This is a genomic window from Methylovirgula sp. 4M-Z18 (genome assembly GCF_037890675.1).
GTDB lineage: Bacteria > Pseudomonadota > Alphaproteobacteria > Rhizobiales > Beijerinckiaceae > 4M-Z18.
The window spans coordinates 648,558-672,950 of the sequence record NZ_CP149574.1 but is presented as its reverse complement, the minus strand read 5'-3'; the positions used below and the strand labels follow the sequence as shown (position 1 = coordinate 672,950).

At 60.5% G+C, this 24,393-nt stretch carries 20 protein-coding genes; 14 read left to right on the top strand and 6 right to left on the bottom strand.

The genetic code is table 11. From position 1 onward, the window contains the following. Nucleotides 1-12: 12 nt before the first annotated feature. Together V9T28_RS03000 and V9T28_RS02995 are read left to right on the top strand one after the other, a co-directional pair. On the top strand, nucleotides 13-1,293 hold the full coding sequence (locus tag V9T28_RS03000; RefSeq protein WP_116400715.1) for an ATP citrate lyase citrate-binding domain-containing protein: 1,281 nt from the start codon (nucleotides 13-15) through the stop codon (nucleotides 1,291-1,293). 18 nt (nucleotides 1,294-1,311) lie between these two features. Continuing rightward, the gene (locus V9T28_RS02995; RefSeq protein ID WP_116400714.1) at nucleotides 1,312-4,026 is read left to right on the top strand and encodes a CoA-binding protein; all 2,715 of its coding nucleotides are present in this window, start codon (nucleotides 1,312-1,314) and stop codon (nucleotides 4,024-4,026) included. Between the two features lie 165 nt (nucleotides 4,027-4,191). Here the strand turns inward: V9T28_RS02995 and V9T28_RS02990 are convergent, their stop codons facing one another. From V9T28_RS02990 to pcaQ, 4 genes are all read right to left on the bottom strand, one after another. Then, the gene (locus V9T28_RS02990; protein WP_116400713.1) at nucleotides 4,192-6,120 is read right to left on the bottom strand and encodes a bifunctional sugar phosphate isomerase/epimerase/4-hydroxyphenylpyruvate dioxygenase family protein; all 1,929 of its coding nucleotides are present in this window, start codon (nucleotides 6,118-6,120) and stop codon (nucleotides 4,192-4,194) included. A 108-nt stretch (nucleotides 6,121-6,228) separates the two neighbouring features. Then, nucleotides 6,229-7,071 (bottom strand): shikimate dehydrogenase family protein, encoded by an 843-nt coding sequence (locus V9T28_RS02985; protein WP_116400712.1) that lies wholly within the window; start codon nucleotides 7,069-7,071, stop codon nucleotides 6,229-6,231. Between the two features lie 55 nt (nucleotides 7,072-7,126). Beyond that, nucleotides 7,127-7,951: a 3-keto-5-aminohexanoate cleavage protein gene (locus V9T28_RS02980; protein WP_116400711.1), complete on the bottom strand. Its 825-nt coding sequence runs from the start codon at nucleotides 7,949-7,951 to the stop codon at nucleotides 7,127-7,129. 121 nt (nucleotides 7,952-8,072) lie between these two features. Next, complete coding sequence (gene pcaQ / locus V9T28_RS02975) at nucleotides 8,073-8,999, bottom strand: pca operon transcription factor PcaQ (RefSeq protein WP_158554791.1); 927 nt, start codon at nucleotides 8,997-8,999, stop codon at nucleotides 8,073-8,075. 116 nt (nucleotides 9,000-9,115) lie between these two features. Here pcaQ and pcaH point away from each other — a divergent pair, with 116 nt between their 5' ends. The 7 genes from pcaH to V9T28_RS02940 all read left to right on the top strand — a co-directional run bounded on the left by pcaH (nucleotide 9,116) and on the right by V9T28_RS02940 (nucleotide 17,139). Further along, nucleotides 9,116-9,841, top strand: a complete 726-nt coding sequence (pcaH, locus tag V9T28_RS02970) for a protocatechuate 3,4-dioxygenase subunit beta (RefSeq protein ID WP_116400709.1) — start codon at nucleotides 9,116-9,118, stop codon at nucleotides 9,839-9,841. A gap of 3 nt (nucleotides 9,842-9,844) precedes the next feature. After that, nucleotides 9,845-10,465, top strand: coding sequence for a protocatechuate 3,4-dioxygenase subunit alpha (gene pcaG / locus V9T28_RS02965; protein WP_116400708.1), 621 nt, complete (start codon nucleotides 9,845-9,847; stop codon nucleotides 10,463-10,465). 72 nt (nucleotides 10,466-10,537) lie between these two features. Beyond that, entirely contained in the window at nucleotides 10,538-11,707 is a 1,170-nt protein-coding gene (gene pobA, locus V9T28_RS02960; protein WP_116400773.1) for a 4-hydroxybenzoate 3-monooxygenase, read from the top strand. A gap of 40 nt (nucleotides 11,708-11,747) precedes the next feature. Further along, complete coding sequence (locus V9T28_RS02955) at nucleotides 11,748-13,097, top strand: MFS transporter (RefSeq protein ID WP_116400707.1); 1,350 nt, start codon at nucleotides 11,748-11,750, stop codon at nucleotides 13,095-13,097. A gap of 41 nt (nucleotides 13,098-13,138) precedes the next feature. Further along, nucleotides 13,139-14,515 (top strand): class-II fumarase/aspartase family protein, encoded by a 1,377-nt coding sequence (locus V9T28_RS02950; protein ID WP_116400706.1) that lies wholly within the window; start codon nucleotides 13,139-13,141, stop codon nucleotides 14,513-14,515. A 1-nt stretch (nucleotide 14,516) separates the two neighbouring features. Further along, on the top strand, nucleotides 14,517-15,692 hold the full coding sequence (gene pcaDC, locus V9T28_RS02945; protein WP_116400705.1) for a bifunctional 3-oxoadipate enol-lactonase/4-carboxymuconolactone decarboxylase PcaDC: 1,176 nt from the start codon (nucleotides 14,517-14,519) through the stop codon (nucleotides 15,690-15,692). 46 nt (nucleotides 15,693-15,738) lie between these two features. Beyond that, the gene (locus tag V9T28_RS02940) at nucleotides 15,739-17,139 is read left to right on the top strand and encodes an MFS transporter (protein WP_116400704.1); all 1,401 of its coding nucleotides are present in this window, start codon (nucleotides 15,739-15,741) and stop codon (nucleotides 17,137-17,139) included. 50 nt (nucleotides 17,140-17,189) lie between these two features. Here V9T28_RS02940 and gcvA read toward each other — a convergent pair whose 3' ends face one another. Further along, entirely contained in the window at nucleotides 17,190-18,080 is an 891-nt protein-coding gene (gene gcvA / locus V9T28_RS02935; protein WP_116400703.1) for a transcriptional regulator GcvA, read from the bottom strand. 119 nt (nucleotides 18,081-18,199) lie between these two features. On the opposite strand from gcvA, the gene V9T28_RS02930 reads away from it, so the two are divergent. Next, nucleotides 18,200-18,904 carry an SDR family oxidoreductase gene (locus V9T28_RS02930; RefSeq protein WP_116400702.1) on the top strand — a complete coding sequence of 235 codons (705 nt, stop codon included), beginning with the start codon at nucleotides 18,200-18,202 and terminating at the stop codon, nucleotides 18,902-18,904. A 175-nt stretch (nucleotides 18,905-19,079) separates the two neighbouring features. Here V9T28_RS02930 and V9T28_RS02925 read toward each other — a convergent pair whose 3' ends face one another. After that, nucleotides 19,080-20,696 carry an inorganic phosphate transporter gene (locus V9T28_RS02925; protein WP_116400701.1) on the bottom strand — a complete coding sequence of 539 codons (1,617 nt, stop codon included), beginning with the start codon at nucleotides 20,694-20,696 and terminating at the stop codon, nucleotides 19,080-19,082. A 257-nt stretch (nucleotides 20,697-20,953) separates the two neighbouring features. Between V9T28_RS02925 and ppk2 the strand changes: the two genes are divergently transcribed. The 4 genes from ppk2 (at nucleotide 20,954) to V9T28_RS02905 (ending at nucleotide 24,367) form a co-directional block, all read left to right on the top strand. Further along, on the top strand, nucleotides 20,954-21,844 hold the full coding sequence (ppk2, locus tag V9T28_RS02920) for a polyphosphate kinase 2 (protein WP_445242178.1): 891 nt from the start codon (nucleotides 20,954-20,956) through the stop codon (nucleotides 21,842-21,844). A gap of 381 nt (nucleotides 21,845-22,225) precedes the next feature. Beyond that, complete coding sequence (locus V9T28_RS02915) at nucleotides 22,226-22,696, top strand: DUF2059 domain-containing protein (RefSeq protein WP_116400699.1); 471 nt, start codon at nucleotides 22,226-22,228, stop codon at nucleotides 22,694-22,696. Nucleotides 22,697-23,132: 436 nt separating this feature from the next. After that, entirely contained in the window at nucleotides 23,133-23,654 is a 522-nt protein-coding gene (locus tag V9T28_RS02910; protein WP_210210413.1) for a Csu type fimbrial protein, read from the top strand. Beyond that, nucleotides 23,654-24,367, top strand: coding sequence for a fimbrial biogenesis chaperone (locus V9T28_RS02905; RefSeq protein WP_116400697.1), 714 nt, complete (start codon nucleotides 23,654-23,656; stop codon nucleotides 24,365-24,367). Before V9T28_RS02910 ends, V9T28_RS02905 begins: the two co-directional genes overlap by 1 nt. Nucleotides 24,368-24,393 lie beyond the last annotated feature (26 nt).

Here is a 24,393-nt window from a genome sequence, read left to right as displayed (position 1 = left end):
AGGGAGGATGAGATGCAGATCACCGGCATGTATTACGGCTCGCAACTTTTGCGGCATGTTGATTTTCCGACCTCCGAGGTGCTGGGGCCCGATGCCTCCGAAGAGGATATTCAGCGCCTGATCGACCGCCACAAATTGATCTTCATCAAGCCTCTGTTCAAGGGCGGCGTCGGCAAGAAGGGCAAATCGGGCCTGATCGGCAAGGCCACCGATCTCAAGACGGCGCTGCGGGAAAAGGAGCGTCTATATTTCGCCGAGCACCGCCACGGCCATGCGTTCGCGAAAGCGAACGGCGTGACATTCGAGGGCGGCGTACCGGCCGAACACGAGATCTATTTCTCGATTTCGGATTCGACGGTCTATCGCGCGCCCACGATGACGCTGACGCATCGAGGTGGCGTGGACATCGAGGAGCTCGACAAAAAGGACGTCGCGCATATTCCCTTCGACGCGATGAGCGGTCTGAAAGCCTTCGTCGTCGCCAATGCCTTGAGCGACATCGGGGCGCCAAAGGAAGTGATCTCGCCGCTCGTTCAGCATTTGCCGAAATTATGGGAACTCGTTCACCATTACGGCATGACGACGCTTGAGCTCAACCCGATCCGCATGCGCCCCGGCAAGGACGGGCGCCTCACGCCGGTTGCCTGCGATTTCAAATGCGGCTTCGATCGCGACGACCCGCGCTCGCAGCGCCTCAATCTGCCCGATCATTTATTCACCGCCGATACATCCGAATTCGAACGCGAGGTCAATCAGCTTCGCACCCATCAAGGCCAATCCGACGTTTTCGTCATCAACGAAAAGGGCACGATTCTCGCGCCCACCTTCGGCGGCGGCGCAAATTCGCTGGTGACAGAAGTTCTTGGCGAAGCGGCCATCATCTCGTCCGACTTCGGCGGCAACCCGCCCTACGAGAAAATGAAATCCGTTGCCCGCATTTGCCTCAAGCACTGGCTCAAGCAGGCCAACGTCTTTTTCATCATCGGCGGCAAGTCGAACAATACGGATATCTACGAGACGTTCCGCGCCATGGGCGATGCGTTGCGCGAACATTTCAGCCAGTACGGGCCGACACCGGTTTATGTCGTCGTCGGCCGCGGTGGCCCCAATCTCGTCCGGGGCATGGGCGCTCTGGCCGAGACCTGCGACAGCCTCGGCCTGCCCTATCGCTTCTTCGGCTTCGACAGCGCCATTTCCGAAGTCGTCAACTATGCCAAAAAAATCGACGAATGGATGAAGGCGGGTGGCCGCGCCGAAATCGCCGCGCGCCTTGGCCTGAAAGCGGATGCTTGAACGAGGGGGGGAAGCAACATGGCAAAGAATGGCATTGAAGGGCTACCGTACTATCTCGGCGTCCGGTCGCTCGACACCATCGCTTCACGCGACGACAGAGTCTGCGTCCTCAATATTTTAGGCGGCGAGTCGCGGCAGGTCACGCCGACGAGCCACGCCTTTTCCGGTGGCAATGTCGTGTTCGGCACCTCGCCAGGGCGACGCGGGCAAGTCCTCGAAACGGCGGCGGGCGACATCCCCGTCTTCAACAACGTGCGCGAAGGCCTCGACGCGGGTCTGACATTCGATACCGGCGTCGTCTATCTGCCGCCCTCGGGCGTACGCGACGGCGTTGCCGAACTCGCGCGCGTCAATCCCGACCTCAAAAAGATCGTGATCATCACGGAGAAAATTGCCGTGCATGACGCACGCGAAATCCGCGCGATCGGCCAGGCCTATGGCATCGACATCTTTGGCGGCAATTGTCTTGGCATGGCGGACAGTTGGAACCAGGCCCGCATTGGCGGCGCCCTTGGCGGCGATCATCCGGCAGAAGTCTTGCTCAAGGGTTCGGTGGCGATCTTTTCGAATTCCGGCGGCTTCAGCACGACCATCGCCCAATATCTTGCCACCGAAGGCTGGGGAACGACGACCATCGTGTCGTCCGGCAAGGATGTCTACATTCACTATGCCGCGCGCGATTTTTCTTACGCTTTGAAAAACGATCCGCGCAGCAAGGCGACGGTCCTCTACGTCGAGCCGGGCGGCTATTACGAGCAGAATATCGAGTTCGACAAGCCGGCCGTCGTCTGCGTGGTCGGGCGGTGGAAGTCGAAGCTCACGCGCGCGGTCGGCCACGCGGGCGCGATGGCAGGCGCGGGCGATTCCGCCGAGGACAAGGAACGCTGGTTCATCGATTCCTTCGGCGTGAAGGGTCTCTTCACGCCGGATGCGCCGCACGTCTCTGCCAAAGGCGCGGTCGTCACCAATATCGCCCATATTCCGAGCGCATTGACCGCAGTCATGCGGCTCAATGGCATTGCACCGGATTTCGCCGCACGCGGCAATCTTGGGCTCAAACCCTGGATCGCCAATGATCAAGGGATCAAGCTGCCGGACGCGATTGCATTGCCGGTGGTCACCGCCTTGGCGCCCTATGACGAGCAGATCAAGGCGGTCGGGTTACAAATCGGCGCCGTTATCCCGCGGCAGAATATGAAGGACAAATCCGGCGCCTCGATCATGGATGCGAAGACGCAGGTGACGAGCGTCCATGGTCATTCCGTCCTCGATCTTGCGATGCAGCCGCTAGAAGCGAATTTCGCCTTGCCGTTGGTGCACGAGATCGCCAGCGAAAACGATCGCGCCATGCTGGACATTGCCGTTGCCGCCGAGATCAATCTCGTCGGCGACGCGGCCCTTAACGCCGCTGAAGCGGCGCGCGAAGCAGGAAACTCGCCCAACACGGTCATGACCGCGGCCGTCTCGATCATCGGCCCCAAGCGCGTGGAGCGGACGCTGGCCTGCACCAAGGCGCTGATCGATCTATTTGCGCATTCGGGCCTGAAGGACGGGCGCGACGAGGCCTTCGATTGGTCCGGCATCGAACTCAGCGACGCGCAGCGCGCTCTTTTTGTGGCGAGCGCCGCGGAGGCGGACGATCCCAGGCCCGCGGCGATGCTGCGTGCCGTGCACGCACGTGGCGGCAAATCCTTGTTCCTGAAATTTTTGGAGGGGCTCGGAGCGCGATTGTCCCGTGATGCCATCCTGGCGGCGATCGCAACTACCATTGCCTGGGGGCCGCTGACGCGCAAACGCATTTCGCGGCTGACCGCCGAGACGCTGCCGTGGTATTTGCGCCTGTACGGTGTGATGATCGGCGCTTCGATCCCGGCCAAGCATCACCAGCGCGGCAGTCTGTGCGGCATTTCACGCGACGAACGGTTCGGGGAATGGTCGATGGCGCAATTCCTCTATCTTGCGCTCACCGGGCAGAAGCCCACACCCGAACAGGTGCAACCTTTGCAGGTGCTGGTTGGCCTTCTCATCTCCAACGGCCCGGGCTCCATCACCTCGCAAGGCGCGAAGGGCGCCGTGTCGGCCGATGGACCGCAGACTCCCGCACGCGTTCAGATCAACAAAGCCATGATCGGATGCCTGAGCCACAGCGGTTACAGTCATGGCGGCAACGGCTTCGAGGGCATGGCGTTCCTGCTCGAACAATTCGGCGGCAGCGATCTGAAAGATCCGACCGACCCCAATCACGGTCTCAATCTTAAAGCTATGGCGCTCGCCTTTGCGGAAGGCTACAAGCTCGACAAGGTTGCGAGCAAGGAATCGGGAGCGGGCGAGCCGCGCGCCTTGCCGGGCGTTCACCATCCGATTTTCAGGGGCAAGCCGGTCAACTACGACCCGCGCGAGCGCTTCATCGCGGATTTCATGGAAAAGCGCGGCGTCTACAATATCTTCCACGCCTATTACCGCGAACTCGTACAGGCCCTCTACGACGTTGGCGCCACGCGCTATGTCTTCTGCGTTAACGTGGATGCGATTATCGCCGCGCTGCTTCTGGCGCTTCTGTGGAAAGACTACAAGGCCGGCCGGTTGCAGGAGAAGGATCTCGAGACGGCGGCCTTCAATGTCTTCATCTATGGCCGGATGATCGGCGCGGCGGCCGAAATCGACGACCATCTCAACCGAGGTCGCAACATGGACACGCGCACGCCGCAAGAGCGCTGCGAGTTTGTCGTCTAAACGGCGGGCCAAGTCGCGATCGCTCGATGTCGGATTAGAGGCGCGCCGAGCGGTCGCCACATCGGTCATGCGTAGTGACGCGCTGCAGGCCTCTCTCGCAATCGCTCGCGTGTGGCCCTGGATCCCGGGTCAAGCCGGGATGACGTCGCTGCGGCCGATCTGCATCTACCACATGAGTTGCGTCGCGCCCGGAGACCTCGTTTGCGCTTGAGCCGCCATGCGCACCGACGCATTGCCGGCCCCATAGAAATCATAAGCCCCCTTACGCTGCACGATCTCAAAGAAGAATCGCTCGTCGAATGGCGTCGTGAAGAGTTGCAAGAACTCCCCTTCGCCGTCGCGGTCGTACAGAATGCCAAACTCGTGCAGCGCGTCGACAAAATCTTCCGCCAAACCGTAACGCGCGATCAAATCGTCGTAATAGTTCCGTGGGATCGCAAGAAGCGGCACCGCATTGGCACGCAGCTCCTTCGCCGTCGCAAAAATATCGTCCGTCGCGAATGCGATGTGATGGACGCCAGCACCGGAATAACTCTGCACCGAGCGCGCCGTGCCCGTGCTTTTCTTTTGCGAGATATTGAGCGGAATGCGTACGGTACGCTCCGCGTTGGAGACGGCCTTGCTGCGCACGAGCCCGTGCGGATCGGCCAAGATGACCGCACTCTCCGGCTCCAATCCGAGCGCCGCACGAAAGAACAAAACCCGCGAATCGAGCTGACCTTCCGGCAAGGCTTCGGCAATATGATCGACGCGACGAAGCATGTTCGACACATGGGCCGTCGCGTTCAACTCGAAATCCGATTGCAGGGCCGCAAGGTGGCTCTCGCCCTCGGGAACGAAATAAATGAGATCGCCGTCATCCGTGATCAGGGCGGGGAACACGTGTTCGTGCGGACCGATGCGACCGTCGAAGCGCCGGCACATGAAGGCTTCTGCACGGCCGAGCGCCGCCAAAGTGTCATCGGCCGTAAATGCCAATGCGCATACCGAGACGCCGTGCATCAGATAATAGGCATGGGCGAAGGAATTCTGCGTGGCGTTGAGAATGAGGCAGATGTCACCCTGTAGATAGAGGCTGACGGCCTTGCTGCGATGTTTGCCGGCACAGACGAAGCCGAGTTTCTCGAGTAAGCTCGCGAGCCGGCCGCTGCTCTCGGCGTCGACTGCGAATTCGACAAAGGCAATGCCCGTCAGGTTCGGCGGCGCCGGCGGATCGAAAAGCTCGACGCGGCGGCGATGTGGTCGCCCCGGCGGTAGATGCGGCGCCGAACCGGGCTCGTAACTATATCGGACCCGCTCTTCGAGCCAGCGAAGCGACCGCATCGCGTCCTCGGCCGTCTGGCGCGGCGGCGCGGCGCGCAAATCGTCGTTGAAAATCTCCAACGAGATCGTGCCGACATATCCCGCATCCAACGTCGCCCGCAGGAATCCGGCCACATCCAGATCCCCCTGCCCAGGTAGATTGCGGTAATGGCGCGACAGCGTCAGCGCGCTCATCCCGAGACGCGGCGCATCGGCGAGTTGCACGAAGAAGATCTTGTCGCCGCGCAGATCGCGGATACCCGACCAATCGTCGGGCAAGGCGAGCGTATGAAAGCTGTCGAGGATAATGCCGAGATGCGGATGATCGGCCATTTGCACGATTCGATAGGCGCGATCGTAGGTTCGAATATGCGCACCCCATGAAAGCGCCTCGAAGCCGATCCGCAAATTGCGCTTCGCCGCCCGTTCGGCGAGTTCGTACAATTGCGCCGCGGCGCGCTCGTCATCGTCCGCCGTGTTCGGCCCAACATGCGAGCACACCAGCATCAGGGGTGCCCCGAGAATTCCCATGAGGTCGAACTTGCGCTCTGCGCGGTCGAGATTGCGCTTGTGATCCGCATCCGAGACGCCTTCGAAATCGCGAAAGGGCTGGAACAGATCGATCGTCAGGCCCATGTCCGCCGCCTGCCGAGCAACCGCGCGCGGCGCGCCGTTGTAGAACAATAAGTCGTTCTCGAAGATTTCCACCCCGTCGAAATGCGCAGCGGCAATCGCCTCCAGCTTATCCGGGAGAGTGCCGCTGAGAGAGACCGTGGCGATGGAGCGGCGCATAATCTTCTTCCCCTTTTTGTGACGGCAGCAGTTTCAACTGTTTTTATAGCAGCCCGCATGGAGCGCGGCGAAGATTTGATCGTTTATATACCGGAGCCTCAAACGCGCTCAATAATGGATGTGCGCGAGGTCACGCAGGACTTCCGCCGTCGTCGTCGGGAAGCCGAAAAATTCGAGATAGGCCGGAATTTGTTCGAACAGCATGTCGATACCGACCTGCACTTTGCAGCCGCGCGCGACAGCTTGGGCGAGGAACGGCGTCATTTCCTGCTTCATCACCACCTCGCCGACAAACGTGTGGGGTGACAGCCGCACCATATCGACGGGCATCGGATCGCCTGGCTTCATGCCGAGCGGCGTCGCATTGACCAAAACGTCATAGCCCGCCGGATCGTTCGTCTGCACGTCGAGTTCGAGTTGCGGGTAGTGCCGATGCAACCGCTCGCCGAGCCCCTGTGCGGAAGCGGCATTGACGTCATAAAGACCGAGCCGCGCGACGCGTGCCGCCGCCAAGGAGGCGGCAATCGCCGAACCGACACCGCCGGAGCCGATCACGAGCGCGCTGGCGCCCGCCAATGTGACGCCTTTCCGCGACAGGCCGCGGGTGAAGCCTTCGCCGTCGAACATATCGCCGACGAGGCGCCCGCTCGGATCTTTACGCACCGCGTTGCAAGCCCCCGCCACCTTTGCCGTGGTCGAGATTTCATCGAGGAATGACAGGACGTGAACCTTGTGCGGCATCGTGATCAATGCGCCGTGAATATTCGAGAAGCGAAAAATCGCCGGGAACGAGACCTCGAAATCTTCCGGCTTCACGCCCATCGGCACGACCACGGCGTTCTGCTTGATGTGCTCGAAATAAGGATTGTAGATCATCGGCGCTTTAAACGATCCGGTCGGATAACCGATATGCGCGATTAAGCTCGTGTTGCCATCGATGTCTTGAGTCATACGTTTCCCCAATCCTTCACTAGGCCGGCCGGTAAAAGGCAGCCTATCTACTCCGTCATGCCAACCCGAGAATTTCGCGCGCTTCGCTTGGCGTCGCAGGGCGCCGGCCATGGGTGGCGCAGCGTGCGACCGCAATCTGGACCAATTCCGCATTGCTGGCCGCCAGGCGCGTTTTATCGACCCGGATATTGTCTTCGAGACCCGTGCGGATAGATTGCGCCCCGCGCGCCAACGCCCAATCCATCACGACATTCTGGTAGACGCCGATGCCTGCCGCCGTCCACGTGGCATGCGGGATCACCCGCTGCAATTCGTTATACATGATGTCGAGCAATGGCTCTTCCGCCGGCATGGCGTTTTTCACGCCGAGCACGAATTGCACATGCGGACGCTCATCCAGGAAGCCTTGTTCGATCAGCCGCCGCGCGCCGTGAATATGCGACAGATCGAAAATCTCGATTTCGGGGCGGATGGACCGCTCATGCATCTGCTTGGCGAGATCGGCCACGAAAGCGGTGGAATTCTCATACACGATGGTCGGGAAATTCACCGATCCCGTGGAGAGCGACGCCATGTCCGGCTTCAAGTAAAGGGCGCTTCCGCGCTGCGACGGATCGCGGCCCCGCCCGCCCGTCGAAAATTGAACGATCATGCCGGGGCAATGTTTGCGCACGCCCTCTTGGACCTGCGCAAAACGCTCTGGATCGGAGGACGAACTCTCATCGTCGTTGCGCACGTGAATATGCACGAGCGTTGCCCCGGCTTCGAAGGCCTGATGCGTGGATTCGATTTGCTCCGGCGGGGTGATCGGAACGGCCGGATTGTCTTTTTTGCGCGGCACGGAACCGGTGATTGCAACGGCAATAACAATGGGTTTCATCAGATCCTCCCTTGGCCATTTTCGTTTGCTTGGCTTCTTCGATTATCCATCATCTAAATGATATTAAAAATGGTAATTTGTTATTTGTGCATGCCCATTCAGATATAAAACTGATATATTGTTACGCGAGCCTCTTGCTTTCATTCACCACGGCCCGCAAGGCTTGACGGATCGACTCGACCCCAAGATTTGGCGCCATGTCCGCGCGCAAAGTCAGGCCAACCGGCCCTGCCCCCACGTCCAGATCGATATCCAGCGCCCCCACGCCGCCGGAATCCAGATCATCGGCCACAACCCCCTGTGAGATGATCCATACGGCGTCGGAAATCTTCACATAGGCGCGCCCGAATGTCGGCGAGGTGGTCTCGATCACGTCCGGCAAATCGGCGACGCCCCGGCTCATCAACAGCGTATCAACCATCGGGCGAATGATCGACCCCCGCTCTGGCAACAAGACGGTGTAATGGCAAATGGCCTCCAGCTCGATCCGGCCCGCGCCCAGCAACGGATGTCCGTCACGCACGACGACGACAATCTGCTCGGAATAGAGATGCTCGAACGCAAGATCGCGCATCAACGTGACATCCGAAAAGCGGCCGACCACCAGATCGAGCTGCCGCTGTTTGAGCATTTGCAGCAAGATGTCGTTCGATGCCGTCGCAAGATAGACGGTCGCCGCGAGGCCCGCTTCTTTCGCGCGTTTGATCGCGCGCGGCATCAGGCTCGCCGCAACCGTCGGCAAAATGCCAACCGCGATCCGCAAACCGTCCCCCGCCTTGGCTTTCGCAAGGCTCTCGACGCCTTGACGCAGCGCAACCAGGCTCGCCGTGCCGTGCCGCCGAAACAATTCGCCCGCCGCCGTCAGAACGACGCCACGCCGGCTCCGCTCCAACAGCGTGACGCCTAAGGCCTCCTCGAGTTCGGATATGGTTTTGGATACGGCTGGCTGGGTCGTATTCAGCGCTTCCGCCGCACGGACAAAGCTGCGAAGCTCTGCGACTTTCAGGAAGCACATCACCTGACGGTATTTGATACGATCGGCATTCATCAGCATATCCATAACTAATACCATATGTTTTTATAATAAAATACGATTATCAATCAATAAAAAAGCATATAAGCTGGATATCAATTGGCAACAATATGCCAGCGTCGGGAGGAAACATGAACGCGCCCAGCGAATTTTATACCCGCGACCGAACCCGCCATCCGCCGGCCTATACGCCCGGCTACAAGACCAGCATTTTGCGCTCTCCACGCCAAGCGCTGCTGTCCTTGCAAAACAGCCTATCCGAAGTGACCGGACCTGCGTTCGGCCATAGTGATCTCGGTCCGCTCGACAACGACCTTCTCAAAAACTACCTGCACGGCGGCGAACCGATCGGCGAACGCATCGTCGTGCACGGGCGGGTCCTCGATGAAAATGCCCGCCCGGTTCCCAATGTTCTGATCGAATTCTGGCAGGCCAATGCGGGCGGCCGGTATCGCCACAAGAACGACCATTACCTCGCGCCGATCGACCCGAACTTCGGCGGCTGCGGCCGCACGCTGAGCGGCGCAGACGGATCCTATCACCTGCGGACAATCCGGCCTGGCCCCTACCCCTGGCGCAACGGCGGCAACTCCTGGCGCCCAGCCCATATTCATTTCTCGGTCTTCGGCAGCGGCTTTGCCCAGCGGCTCATCACACAGATGTATTTCGAGGGCGATCCGCTTATTCCGATTTGTCCTATCGTCCGCACGATCCCGGACCCGGACGCCGTGCAGCAATTGATTGCGCCACTCGATCTCAACGCGTCGATCCCGCTCGACTCGCTGGCCTACCGCTTCGATATCGTCTTGCGCGGCCGGCGCTCGACCCTCTTCGAAAACCGTTTGGAAGGGAACTGACCGATGATGACGCTGCTTCCCTATCTCAAAGAAACCGTCTCGCAGACCGCAGGTCCCTATGTCCATATCGGCCTGGTGCCGCACCAGGCGGGCTTCGACATTTTCGAGAAGAACTTCTCCAACATCCTGGCAACTCCGGACGCCAAAGGCGAAAAAATCGTCCTCGAAGGCCGAGTCATCGATGGCCAGGGCGCCCCGGTCTATGACGCCCTGCTGGAAATCTGGCAGGCCGATGCCGAGGGCAACTATGTTCAACCGCCGCAGGATGGATTCGCGGCCGGCGCCTTCCGCGGCTGGGGACGCGTGGGAACCGATTTCGCCACCGGCCTTTATCGCTTCGAAACGGTCAAGCCGGGATCCGTCATGGGCCGCAGCAGCCGATTGATGGCACCGCATATCAACATCTGGATCGTCGCCCGCGGCATCAACATCGGCCTTCACACCCGCGCCTATTTTTCCGACGAGTCCGAGCGCAACGCTGCCGATCCTGTTCTCAAACTCATCGAACACGCTGAGCGTCGCAAGACATTGATCGCAGCGCGCGAAGAGCGCGACGCACAAGTGGTTTACCGCTTCGATATCCGCCTTCAGGGCGAGGACGAAACGGTATTCTTCGACATGTAGGCAGGGAAAAACTTTCGAGGGAACGCAATGGCTTTAGCGCCGCGAGCGGGAGCCAACATGTCGGGGGCGGTCATGCGCACACAAGTCGCCATTATCGGGGCCGGACCTGCAGGCCTTTTGCTCGGCCAATTGCTGCATCGCGCCAATATCGATGCAGTTATTGTCGAGCGAAAATCGGCCAATTATGTCCTCAGCCGTATCCGCGCCGGTGTCTTGGAACAAGGCACGGTCAATCTGCTGCACGAGGCCGGCGTTGCGGATCGTTTGCGCAGCGAAGGCATCGTCCATGAGGGCGCGGAGATCGAGAGCGTGGGCGCGCGTCATCGAATCGATTTCAAGGGCCTGACAGGCAAGACGGTGACGATCTATGGTCAAACGGAAGTCACCGCCGACCTCATGACGGCGCGTGAAGCGTCCGATGCGCCAACGATCTATGAAGCCGACGAGGTGCGGCTGCATGACATCGACTCGCGCTTCCCCCGCGTCTCGTATGTCAAGGATGGTGTTCGGGCAGAAATCGCCTGCGACTTCATTGCCGGCTGCGACGGCTTTCACGGCGTTTGCCGTCAAAGCATTCCGGCGGACGCGTGGCAGGCGCATGAACGGATTTATCCGTTCGGTTGGCTCGGCCTTCTCGTCGAGAAGCCGCCGATCGATAAGGAGCTGGTCTATATCAATCATCTGCGCGGCTTCGCCCTGTGTTCGATGCGCTCATCGCACCGCAGCCGTTATTATCTGCAATGCACGCTTGCCGAACGGGTCGAGGAATGGCCTGATGAGCGGTTCTGGCGCGAATTGTCTGCCCGGCTCGACCCAGCGCTCGCCACGCGATTGCAAATCGGATCTTCGATCGAGAAGAGTATCGCACCGCTGCGCAGCTTCGTTGCCGAACCCTTGCGCTATGGCAATCTGTTCCTCGCGGGAGACGCGGCCCACATCGTGCCGCCGACCGGCGCCAAGGGGCTGAATCTGGCTGCAAGCGATGTGTTCTACCTCTGGCAGGCGCTGCGCGAGCATTATCGGACCGGGTCCAACACGGCACTCGATCAATATTCTTCACGTGCCCTCGCGCGCGTCTGGAAAGCCGAGCGGTTCTCCTGGTGGATGACCCATCTGCTGCATCGCTTTCCAGGTGCGACGAGTTTCGAGCAGAAAATCCAGGAAGCCGAACTCAGCTATCTGTTTCAATCCGAAGCTGCCCAAAAGGTGCTTGCCGAAAACTATGTTGGTTTGCCGTACTGAGAACCTGCGTCGTCAGAATGCAGCCCGGGGAGGAGTATTTATGACCGCAGATGCCATAAACATCCGCACCATACTCAATGAAAGCCGGTTCACGGCATTTCACTGGCTGGTCTTCGGGATGTGCTTTTTTATTGTTCTGCTGGACGGATTTGACACGTCGGCCATCGGCTATGTGGCGCCAGCGCTTGTCAGCGAATGGGGGATTGCCCGGCCTGACCTTGCGCCCGTCCTGAGCGCTGCCTTGTTCGGCCTCGCCTTCGGTGCGCTCGCAGCGGGGCCTTTGGCCGACAGCTTCGGACGCAAACGCATCATGATTGGCGCGGTGTTGATCTTCGCCCTCGCCTCCTTCGCCTCGGCCCGCGCGGGCGACGTGAATGCGCTGACCATCTGGCGCTTCGTCACCGGTGTCGGGCTCGGCGCCGCCATGCCCAATGCCGTGACAATGATGAGCGAATATTGCCCCGATCGGCTCCGCGCCCTCATTACCAATGCGATGTTCTGCGGCTTTCCGCTCGGAGCGTCGCTCGGCGGCTTTGTGGCAGCTTGGATGATTCCGCAATGGGGCTGGCGCTCGGTCTTGCTGCTCGGCGGCACGGCACCTTTCCTGCTGTGTCTCATCCTGATTTGGAAAATGCCGGAATCGATCCGCTATCTTGTCGCCCGCGAGGGTGACCCAGACAAGATCACGGCCATTTTACGGCGCTTCGCGCCGGCCGGCGCTCGGGCAAAGGCATTCTTTTTGGACGAGCCGGGCCGTGTCGCCAAGGCCGGTCCCGCGCTGATCGTTTCCAAGCCGTATCTGGTCGGCTCGCTGATGCTGTGGATCGCCTATTTCATGGGTCTGGTGATCTTCTACGCGCTCATCAACTGGATGCCCGTTTTGCTCAAGGACGCAGGGCTCGACCCGCGGACGGCAACCCTCATCGCAGCGCTTTTCCCGCTCGGCGGCATTGGGGCGATCGCCTCCGGCTGGTTGATGGATCATTACAACGCCAACAAGGTCCTCGCGGTGTTTTACCTGCTCACCGCAGCAGCAGTCTATGCCATCGGACAAGCCGCCGGCAGTTCGGGACTGCTCGCCTTCATCGTGTTCCTTGGCGGCGCCCTGATGAATACGGCGCAATCGTCGCTGCCGGCGCTCGCCGCGCAATTCTATCCCACCGCGGGCCGAGCGACCGGTGTCGCCTTCATGCTGGGCGTCGGTCGTTTCGGCGGGATCGCGGGCTCTTTTCTGGTCGCCGAACTGACCCGCCGTCAGGTCGATTTCAGCGGCATTTTCGCGATCGTCGCCATTGCGGGGGTCATCGCGACAATCGCTCTGATCGTCAAATATTTTGCCCACCCCGAGGCGCCGGCCGGCGCCGGATCCGATGTGCTGATGTCCCATTGATGCGCGGCGCTTCCCGGGCGAACGGTTGAGGAGGAGAACGAGTGACTTTCGCATCTGTCGATACCGCATTGACCGGGCCGCTGTTCGCGACCGCACGGATGCGCGCGATCTTTTCCGACGAAGCGCAAATCGCGACGATGCTCGAGGCGGAGACGGCGCTCGCAACCGCTCAAGCCGCAATCGGATTGGCTCCGCCAGCGCTGGCCGATCGCCTGCGGCAACTCAAGTCAAACGATTTCGATCTTGTCGAACTCGGCGCGCAGACGGCGCTGGCCGGTGTGCCGGTCATCCCTTTTGTGAAAGCCGTACAGGCCCGCCTGCCGACCGAACTCGAACCTTTTTTCCATCAAGGATCGACCACGCAAGATATCGTCGACACCGCCCTGGTCCTGCGCGCGACGAAGGGCCTCGATGAATTGCGAAGCGATCTGCAGGGATGTTTGCGCGGATTGCTTCATCTGACCGAAGCCCATCGCGCAACACCCTGCGTCGGGCGCACGTACGGACAGCACGCCAGCCCCATCACATTCGGCGCGAAGGTCGGTGTTTGGGCGTCGGGGATCACCGATGTCGCTGCGAGACTGAATGAAACCCGCCGCCGGATTGCCATCGCGTCTCTCGACGGGCCTGTGGGCACCTTCGCAGCTATGGGTGACAAAGCCGAAGAGGTTCGGCGGCATTTCGCCGAAGCGCTCGGATTAGACGTCTTTCCCACCGCCTGGCATGCGGTGCGCACGCGCATTGCCGAAACGGGTTTCTGGCTTGCCGAACTGATCGGCAGTCTGGCCAAGATGGCGCGCGACATCGGCCTGCTCTGTTCGACGGAAGTCGGGGAAGTGGCGGAACCCTTCGTCAAAGGGCGCGGCGGCTCATCCTCCATGCCGCACAAACGCAATCCGGTGTCCTGCACCATCATTCTCGCCGCGCATGCCGCGGCACCGGGGCACGTTTCGACCCTGCTCAACGCCATGGCCGTGGACCACGAGCGGCCGATCGGCCTGTGGCACGGCGAATGGCATGCGCTGCCGCAACTGTTCGCCCTCGCCTCCGGCGCATTGCACGAGGCGCGCAATTTGAGCGAGGGGCTTGTGGTGAATGCCGAGCGGATGCGCGCCAATATCGACGCGACGGCCGGCATGCTCTTCTCCGACAGTCTTGCCGAACATTTGGCCCAAGCCCTTGGACGCGGCGCGGCGCATGCCATCGTCGAGCGGGCCGCGCAGATCACGCGCACGAGCGGACGCCACCTGAAGGACGTCGGGATCGATATTGCGGAGGTTTCGAGCGCGGAGCTGCAACAGGTATGGCGCGCGGCTTTCGATCTGACGCCGGCCATCACGGCGGGTGTCGCGGTCGCCGACCGTGCCGTCGCCCTTATCGCCGCCGCTTTGTCGCATATTTCTGAATCGGAGTTATGAGATGCCCTTCCTCGAAATCAAAGGCAACCGGTTTCGCTACGAATTGACCGGCCCGGAAGGCGCCCCGGTGATCGCCTTTTCCAACTCGATGGGTACGACCCTTGAAATGTGGTCGGAGCAGGTTCCCGCGCTGAGCAAGACATTTCGCGTCTTGTGCTACGACACCCGCGGTCACGGCCAGTCGCAAACGATCCCAGGACCAGCCACGATCGACGATCTTGCCGAGGATCTGGCGCAGATCCTCACCGCACTTGAAATCGACCAAGCCCATATCGCCGGCCTTTCTCTCGGCGGCATGACGGCACAGGTCTTCGCCGTCAATTATCCGCAGCGCACGCTCAGCCTGACGTTGATGGCGACCTCCGCCTATCTGCAAGCGAACTACGACGAGCGCGCTCGCCTCGTCTTGGAAAAGGGCATGGAGCCCATTGCCAAACCGGTCATCGAACGTTGGTTCACACCCGGCTTCCACCGTAATCATGTGGACGTTGTGACCGACGTGCTCGCGCACTTACGCCAGATCGACCCGGCCGGATATGCCAGCGCGTGCCAAGTCATCGCCCAGATGGATCTGCGACCTCGCATATCGGCCATTACGGCGCCCACGCTCATCGTCGCTGGCGCCGACGATCAGGCCACACCCGTTGAGATGATGGTCGACATTCAACGACGCATTGCGGGCGCCGAATTGATCGTCCTTTCGCCGGCGGCGCATCTTCTCGCCCTCGAGCAGCCCGCGGCGCTCAACCGGCACCTTTTAAGCTTTCTCGAGCGACACCAACAAATTCAGGAGCCGGACGACCAGCGCTTTGCGGTAGGGCTCGCCACGCGCAAGTCTGTTCTCGGCGACGAGCACGTCGAGCGCTCGTTTCGCGAGGCCAGCGCGTTCACCAAGCCGTGGCAGGAATTCATTACGCGAACGGCATGGAACGATATCTGGAGCGATCCGACATTGCCTCGGAAAACTCGTTCGCTCGTGACGCTCGCCATGATGGTCGCACTCGGGCGAGAAGAAGAATTCGCCCTGCACATCAAGCCGGCGCTCAAAAACGGCGTCAGCATGGAAGAATTGCGCGCGCTGCTGTTGCAGGCGGCGATTTATGCCGGCGTTCCCGCAGCAAACGGCGCCTTTAAAATCGCCAATAAAATACTCAGCGATACCGCTTCAGACATCTGAGGCGGCAAACAACCTCATAACATGACATAGAGGGGAGGAAGATGAAATGACGAGCATCACAACTGATCAAGCACACGCTCGAGAACAATCAAAAAAAGCAGCTGCCAGCGGTTGGATAGGCTCGGCACTCGAATATTATGATTTCTTCATCTACGCGACAGCCGCCTCCCTCATCTTTCCGCAGATCTTTTTCCCGTCGAGCGATCCGTCTGTGGCCATCGTCGCATCGCTCGCGACCTATGGCGTGGGTTATGTTGCGCGGCCCATCGGCGCCTTCGTGCTCGGGCATTTCGGCGACACGCACGGCCGTAAGCAAGTTCTGCTTTTATGCATGTTTATGATGGGGTTTTCGACCATGGCGGTCGGGATCTTGCCGACCTATCAGCAGGTCGGCATTCTGGCCCCGGCGCTGCTCGTGATCCTGCGTCTCATTCAGGGCTTTGCCGTTGCCGGCGAGATTTCCGGCGCAAGCTCAATGATTCTTGAACACGCGCCGTTCGGCCGCCGTGGTCTTTACGGCAGCTTCACACTGCAAGGCGTGCAAGCGGGGCAAATCCTCGCCGCCGCCGTCTTCCTGCCGCTGGCGCATTTCATGTCGGACGAGAGCTTTAACGCCTGGGGCTGGCGTATCCCGTTTCTGTTGAGCGCACTCGTCGTCCTCGCCGGCTACATCATCCGGCGCGACGTCGAGGAAACGCCGACCTTCGTGAAAGAAGCCGCGGAAGGCCAGGCGCCCAAAGCTCCGGTCATGGAAGCTTTCAAATATTGCTGGGACGACATGCTGCGCGTCGTCTGCATGGCGCTCATGAACGTGATCGCAGTCGTGGCGACGATCTTCGGCGCGGCCTATGCGGTCCAGCCGGCCTACGGCATCGGATTCCACAAGGATATCTATCTTTGGATCCCGGTGCTCGGCAACATTCTGGCAGTGCTGGTCATTCCTTTCGTCGGTAACCTGTCGGACAAAATCGGCCGGCGCCCGCCCATTATCGTTGGCGCGCTTCTGTCCGGGCTCCTGTCGTTCGTCTATCTGTATGCGATCAGCATCCATAGCGCACCACTTGCCATTGTAATGTCCCTCCTCATGTGGGGACTGATCTATCAAGGGTACAACGCTGTCTATCCGAGCTACTATCCCGAGTTGTTTCCGACAACGGCGCGCGTTTCCGCGATGGCGATCGGCCAGAATGTCGGCACGACGATCACGGCCCTCCTTCCGGCTTTGTTTGCAACCGTTGCCGCCCCCGGCACGGCGAATATTCCACTGATTGTGGGAACGCTCACGCTTGCGATTACCGCGATCTCGGCCGGCGCCGCAGTGACGGCACGAGAAACCTACCGCCAGCGCCTCAAGGACCTCGGCGATCGTAACGCGCAACCGATCGAGAAGGCGGAATATGACCGGTTGCGGTACGAGTCCATCCTCGGACGTTATGCGGAGCGGTGAATGCGGAAGCGCCGCATAGATCCGGTTCGCGCTCATATGGTCGTTGACCATTACATCCTGGCGGCCTCGTCGCACATCCATGCGACGACTGTCTCACGTGCGGAAGATTTCCGATGACGGGGCCAGACGAGATAAAAGTCGGACGGTCCGCGCAACGATCCGTCGAGGATTTGGATCAGTCGTCCTTCCGCCATATCGCGCGCGACAAAGCCGCGGTTGGCGAGAACAACACCTTGCCCCGCGATCGCAGCCTCGATCGCGTGGGAGGTGTGGCTGAAGCTTATACTTTTGAAGGCGGCTCCATCGCTTTGGCCCAGGTGCCGTTCGATGAACTCGTGCCAGAAATTATGCGCGTCGTGCAGAAGCGTGTAGTTCGCGAATTCCCTCGATGTCTTCGGAAGCGTCCGGTCGACGAGCAGCGACGGACTGCACACGGCAATGATCTCCTGCTCGAATAAAATCTCTGCCGCCAGCCCTGGTCCGAACGGCGGCCGGCCGTACCGAACGGCGAGGTCAACGCCATCAACCTGAAAATTGGAAACACGATCCGTCGCGAGGATGTGGAGGTCGAGGCCAGGATGGCGGGTCGTAAAATCCGGCAGGCGCGGAATCAGCCACTTCGACGCGAAGGTTGGCGTGGTGCTGATCGTGAGCTTGACCGGCTGCGGCTTGAGATCGCGAGTCGCCTGCGCGATAAGTTCGAAGGCGCGCCGGATGTCGGCAATATAGCTGCGGCCTTCGCCAGTGAGCGCGAGGGTTCGCGGACGCCTCTCGAAAAGCGTCACGCCAAGCTCGGCCTCCAACCCACGGACCTGCTGCGCCACGGCACCCTGCGTCACGCCGAGTTCCTCGGCAGCAAGTCTGAAATTCAGGTGACGTGCCGAGACCTCGAAGGCTTTCAAGCCATTCAAGGAGGGAAGTTTTCCGATCACATGATTCATGCGATAGTTTTCCTACTGGAAAATGAAAGGGAAACTGTTTCGCAATCACGCCGCAATGATGCTATTTCATTAGCACAATCCGACAATCGACGCCACCGAATGCGAGAAGGAATCGAAGCATGACAGTAGAAAAAGTCGCCATCATTACTGCGGGCGGCAGCGGTATGGGGGCGGAAAGCGCCCGGCGGCTGGCTGCGGATGGTTTCAAGGTAGCCATTCTGTCGTCGTCGGGTAAGGGTGAGGCCCTTGCTCAGGAATTGGGTGGCATTGGCGTGACCGGCTCCAACCAGTCCAACGACGATCTCAAGCGTCTTGTGAACGCGACGATGGCGAAGTGGGGACGGGTCGACGTCCTGGTCAACAGCGCCGGTCATGGTCCTCGCGCGCCGGTCCTCGACATCACGGATGAGCAATGGCACGCCGGGCTCGATGTCTACCTGATGAACGTCATCCGCCCGGTGCGGCTCGTTACTCCGATCATGCAGAAGCAGAAGTCCGGTGCGATCATCAATATCTCAACGGCCTGGGCCTTCGAACCGTCCCCGATGTTTCCGACCTCCGCCGTGTTTCGCGCCGGGCTTGCCGCCTATACGAAGATTTTCGCGGACACCTACGCCGCCGACAATATTCGCATGAACAATGTGCTGCCCGGATGGATCGACAGCCTGCCAGCGACCGAGGAGCGCCGCGATAGCGTGCCCATGAAGCGCTACGGCACCAGCGCAGAGATCGCGGCCACCATCGCCTTCCTCGCTTCGGAAGGCGCGGGCTACATCACGGGCCAGAACCTCAAGGTCGATGGCGGACTGACCCGTTCGGTATGAGTCCCTAAACACACCTTCGCGACCAATAGCACAGGATCGAAGTCGGCAGCGCGGGGTGAGTTGAGGCCGCGAATGTCCAACCGCCATTTGCCCCAATGAAAAGCTTCGGCCCCGATTTCGATCGGGGCCGAAGCTTTTCATTGGGCGAGCGCGGCCGCCAAATGCGGCGGAGCGCTCAGAAGATGTGACGGAACAGCGCGTACAGAACGCCCGACAGCAGCATCGCCGCAGGCAGGGTCAGCACCCAGGCCAACCCGATATTGCGCAAGGTCGACCATTGCATGCCCGAACCATTGGCGGCCATCGTGCCGGCGATGCCGGAGGAGAGCACGTGCGTGGTCGAAACCGGCAGGCCAAGTCCGTCGGCGGCGCCAATCGTTGCGGCAGCGACGAGCTCGGCGGCCGCGCCCTGGCCATAGGTCAGGTGAGTCTTGCCGATCTTCTCGCCGACCGTCACCACAATGCGCTTCCAGCCGATCATGGTCCCGAGGCCGAGGGCGATTGCGACGCAGATCTTGACCCACGCGGGGATGAACTTGGTCGAAGCGTCAAGCTGGCTCTTGAACTTCGCCAGACCGGCTTGCTCCTCGGGCTTCAACTGGGCGCCTTGGTCCTTCGAGAGCACGCGGATCGCCTCCGAGACGAGATACATATCGTTGCGGACGTTCTGGACCTTGTCGAGCGGCGTCTTGGTGAGCGCGCCGTAAGTCTGCACGTCCCCGGCGATGCCACTCACCAGCTTGGCGAGCGCAGGATAGGTATTGTCCGAGACTTGATGCGCGTGGATGTAGGCCGTGACGAGCGGACGCGGATCGCCATCGACGGGCTGTCCGCCGCTGTGCGCCTGGATGATTTTCGAAGCGGAGTCGGCCGCTGCGACGAAAGCCGGCGTGTTCGATTGCGGCACGGCGCGGTTCAGCGCGTAAGCGGTGGGAACGACGCCGATCAAGATCAGCATGATCAGGCCCATGCCCTTCTGGCCGTCGTTGGAACCGTGGAAGAACGAAACCAACGTGCAAGTCAGGGTGAGCAGACCACGGATCCACAGCGGAGGCGGAGCGTCCGAAGTCGGCGACTTATAGAGCTCAGGCTTGCGGACGAGGAACTTCATGACCACGAGCAACGCCGCCGAAAGGGCGAAGCCGAACAGCGGGGAGAGCAGCAAGGCTTGGCCGATCTTGTAGACCTGGTCCCAGTCGACGCCGGAGGTCCCGTCCTGACCGCGCATCAAAGCGTTGGCAACGCCGACGCCGACGATCGAGCCGATCAGCGTGTGCGAACTGGAGGCCGGCAGACCGTACCACCAGGTGCCGAGATTCCAGATGATTGCGGAAATCAGCAGCGCGAACACCATGGCGAAGCCGGCGCTCGACCCAACCTGCAGAATGAGTTCGACGGGCAGCAGCGAGAGAACGCCGAACGCGACGGCGCCGGTCGACCACAGGACGCCGGCGAGATTCCAGCAGCCCGACCAGATCACGGCGACCTGCGGCGGCAGCGAATGGGTGTAAATGACCGTTGCGACCGCGTTGGCGGTGTCATGGAAGCCGTTGACGAATTCGAACCCGAGCGCGATCAGCAGGGCCAGGCCCAGCAACATGAACGGCACGATAGTCGTCGGGCCGCCGCCGGCATCGGACAGGTCGTTGTAGATTGAATAGGCCATGAAGAAGAGGCCACCTGCCACGACGGCGAGGAAGCCAAGCAAAAACCGAATATCCATAGGCTTGTCGAGCGCTGCCCGCGCGGCAGGCACCTCGGGACTGGCGGCTACATTTGCTGCGGTCGTCATGTCATGATCTCCAGGCCGTGAAGCTCCCGTTCCGCTACCAATCCGCCATCACAGAATTGTGACCTTTTGCACGTTTCCGGCGTCGCACTGGTCTCCTGCCTGTCGGTCCCAGACCATGACGGCCCAGACAAGCGCAGGCACGGATGTCATAGCTCCGTCATGGGCTGCCGGAATGATGCCGGCAGATAAATTGTCGATAAGGCATAGAGGAGCAGCAAATGGATGAGTCCGAGACCGTCGAACAGGAAACCCTGCGCATGCGGATCGACGCCGACCTGCAGGATGCTGTCGACGAGGAATTGGAGCTTGAGCTCGATGACAGTCGGTTAGACTCGATTATTGGCTCCGAGCTCAATCTTGAGCCGCAAAAGACCATGGACCGCCAGCTGTATTTCAAGGAATTGCTTAGGCTGCAGGGCGAGTTGGTCAAACTCCAGGATTGGGTCCAGCACGACAAGCTTAAAGTGGTCGTGCTCTTCGAGGGTCGTGACTCGGCCGGCAAAGGCGGGGTCATCAAAAGGATCACGCAACGCCTCAACCCCCGGGTCTGCCGCATCGCGGCGCTCCCGGCCCCGAGCGAGCGGGAGCGCTCGCAATGGTATTTCCAACGCTATGTCTCCCATTTGCCGGCCGGCGGCGAGATCGTGCTTTTCGACCGTTCCTGGTACAATCGCGCCGGCGTCGAGCGGGTCATGGGATTCTGCACCGAAGAGGAGTGCGAGGAATTTTACCGCTCCGTGCCCGATTTCGAGCGGATGCTCGTGCGCTCGGGCATCATTCTGATCAAATACTGGTTCTCAATCACGGACGAGGAACAGCAGTTCCGCTTCATGATGCGGATTCACGACCCGCTCAAACAGTGGAAGCTGAGTCCGATGGATGTGCAGTCGCGCAGCCGCTGGGAAGACTATACCAGGGCCAAGGAAGCGATGCTGTCGCGCACCCATATTCCCGAAGCGCCATGGTGGGTCGTCGAGGCCGTCGACAAGAAGAAAGCGCGGCTCAACTGCATTTCGCACCTGCTCACCCAGATTCCGTATCAGGCCGTCCATCACGAGCCTGTCGCGCTGCCCGATCGCGTGTATCACCCCGACTATCATCGCAACCCAATTCCGCCGGAGATGTTCGTCCCGGCGCGGTACGGCTGACCACCGAGGCAGGACGGTTGGCTGCAATATGACATGGCGCCACGACGGCGAGCGCGGCCGATAGCCGGCCGCGCGGGCGCAAGCAATTTTGGGCTGTGCGCGCAAACGCCAGCCGCAGCTTAGGCATCTGCTCGCCAATCGCGTCTATGAACTGCAATAGACCTGCACGCTGCTACTTTCGCATTGCGCGCGTCACGCGTTCCTCGCAATTGCCGAAACTAGGTAGATGCGGACGGAATGTGTGTACTGTACCTTTTGGGTCATACGCGTTTTCAATGATGGGCAGTGTCCGAGAGGCGCGGTAGAGTGAGCGCCGATACGGACTGACCGGTGCGCCAAGGCGGCTTGGCCTTGGCTGGAAAAAGCAATGAGGGGCGGACGATGCGATGGAAGGGGATCGGACTTCTGGTGGCAATGGTTTTTGCCACGCCCGTGGCGCGGGCGGATGACGCCAGCCATCTTGCTTTGGCGCGCGACCTCGTCGCCGCCATGCACAGCGCCGACCAGATGCGCCAAGCGCTGCCGGCGATGACCAAGCAGGTGCGCCCCGTACTGTTCGCGCAGGCGGGTGGCGACGATAAGAGCATCGACGATTTTCTCGCGCGCTACAACAGTGGCGCCGAGGTGCAGATCAGTGAGATCACGGACAAGATCGCCCAAGTCTATGCCCAGAATTTCTCCGATGCCGACCTGAAGGCGATCGCGACTTTCTACAAGAGTCCGGCCGGCATCGATTTCATCGCCAAACAAAGCACGATCACCCAGGCCGCCCAAGCGATAGGCCTGCAATGGGGTCAGGGTTACGTGCGCGACGCAGTGGCGCAATACAAGAAAGAGCGCGGCGTGAATTGACACGCCGCGACCACCCGCCAGCCCATCTTCCACCGCAGCGATGAGGTGACCGAAGGCCAAACGCAGTCTCCTGCCGCTGCCAGAGGATGGAGGCGCGGGCGATCCCTCTCCTGTCCCAGTCGGCTCCGAAGGCCTATCAAAGATGCGGAGCGATCTGCCCGTCTCGACACAAATCTCCATCTCATCGCAAACATAATACCCAGCTGAGACCCCCCACGCGCCTCGCCGACTGGCCATAAACAGCCTTTCTAAGGGGCTCGATTGGTTTTATTTTGCAGCCATTACAGTTTTTTAATTTTGCCTGTCACTTAATGGCAACGCCGACACGAAAATTACACAAACACAACACGCGTTGCTTGTGCCTCGAAAACGTTTGGGCCTTTATGGACGGAATAGACAGAGGATGCCGCAATGCCCCCTGTCTGGGGAGGGGACAATGAAAAGATTTTGTTTACCTATTTTTTGCGGAACGATTTTGTCGTTGTCGGCCCAGGCGGCATTCGCCGCCAGTGATCCCGCGACGGCGAGCTTCACCGTCACGATCACAATACTGAAACAATGCACCGTCACGACCCCCGCCAACATCGTTTTGCCGTCGTCTGGCGCGATCGACGCGATAGGCGCCACAATTTCCGGCACCACCACCTTCAATGTCACCTGCTCCAACGGTACAGGCTACACCATCAGCTTCGCGGGGCAGGACGACCTTGCAGGCACGCCATCGACCCATCAGATGAAGGGCGCCGCGACGGGCAATACCGACGTGGTGCAATACAATTTATTCGATACCACCACTGGCGCCACCAACACGACAGCGCTGAGCACGACGAGCGTCATCACCGGCACAGGCACCGGTGCCGCCCAGTCGAAAACCCTGCAGGCCAAGGTGATCAATTATACGACACCAGTCACACCTGACACTTATACCGACACCGTCACCATGTCGGTCACGTATTGATGGCAGGAACGGCCTCAACCCTTCGCGGCGTCCTAGCAGCTACCCTCGCGATCGCTTTGGTCCTCTCGTCGGCGGCGCGTGCCGGCGCACTGAGCGTTTTGCCGATCCTGATCGAGGGCGATAGCCGCACGACGCTCACGCTCAAGAACCAGGATAGCCGCCCGCTCAACATCCAGATCCGCGTCTTCAAATGGACCCAGGTCGATGGCGAGGACAGACTGGAACCCACCGACGAAGTCGTGGTTTCGCCCCCGATCGTCGCGGTAGCACCCAATCAGGATTATGTCGTGCGCCTGCAGCGCATGTCGTCCGAGCCTCCGGCTCAGGAAGAAGCTTACCGCGTCGTCGTCGATCAACTTCCCAATCCGAACCGGCAGCGCAACGGCACGGTCGAGGTGGTGCTGCGGTTTCTGGTGCCGGCATTCTTCGGCTCGCCCGACGAATCGCAACCACGCCTGCGCTGGGCGCTGGAGACGCGCGGTGGCCGTCGCGTCCTGGTTGCGGAAAATTCCGGCGACAGACGCGTCCAGCTCACCAATCTCGCACTCAAGAAAGGCAATCGCGTCGTCAGCGTCCAAAAGGGACTGGCGGGCTACGTCCTCGGGCATTCCGAGAAGGTCTGGCCAGTGCCCGCGAACGTCGCTGGAGGAGCAGGCACATCGGTCATCTCGATGAGCGATCGAGGCGCGATCAATGCGGCATTACCACCATAGGCGCACGCACGAAATCGTATTGTGCC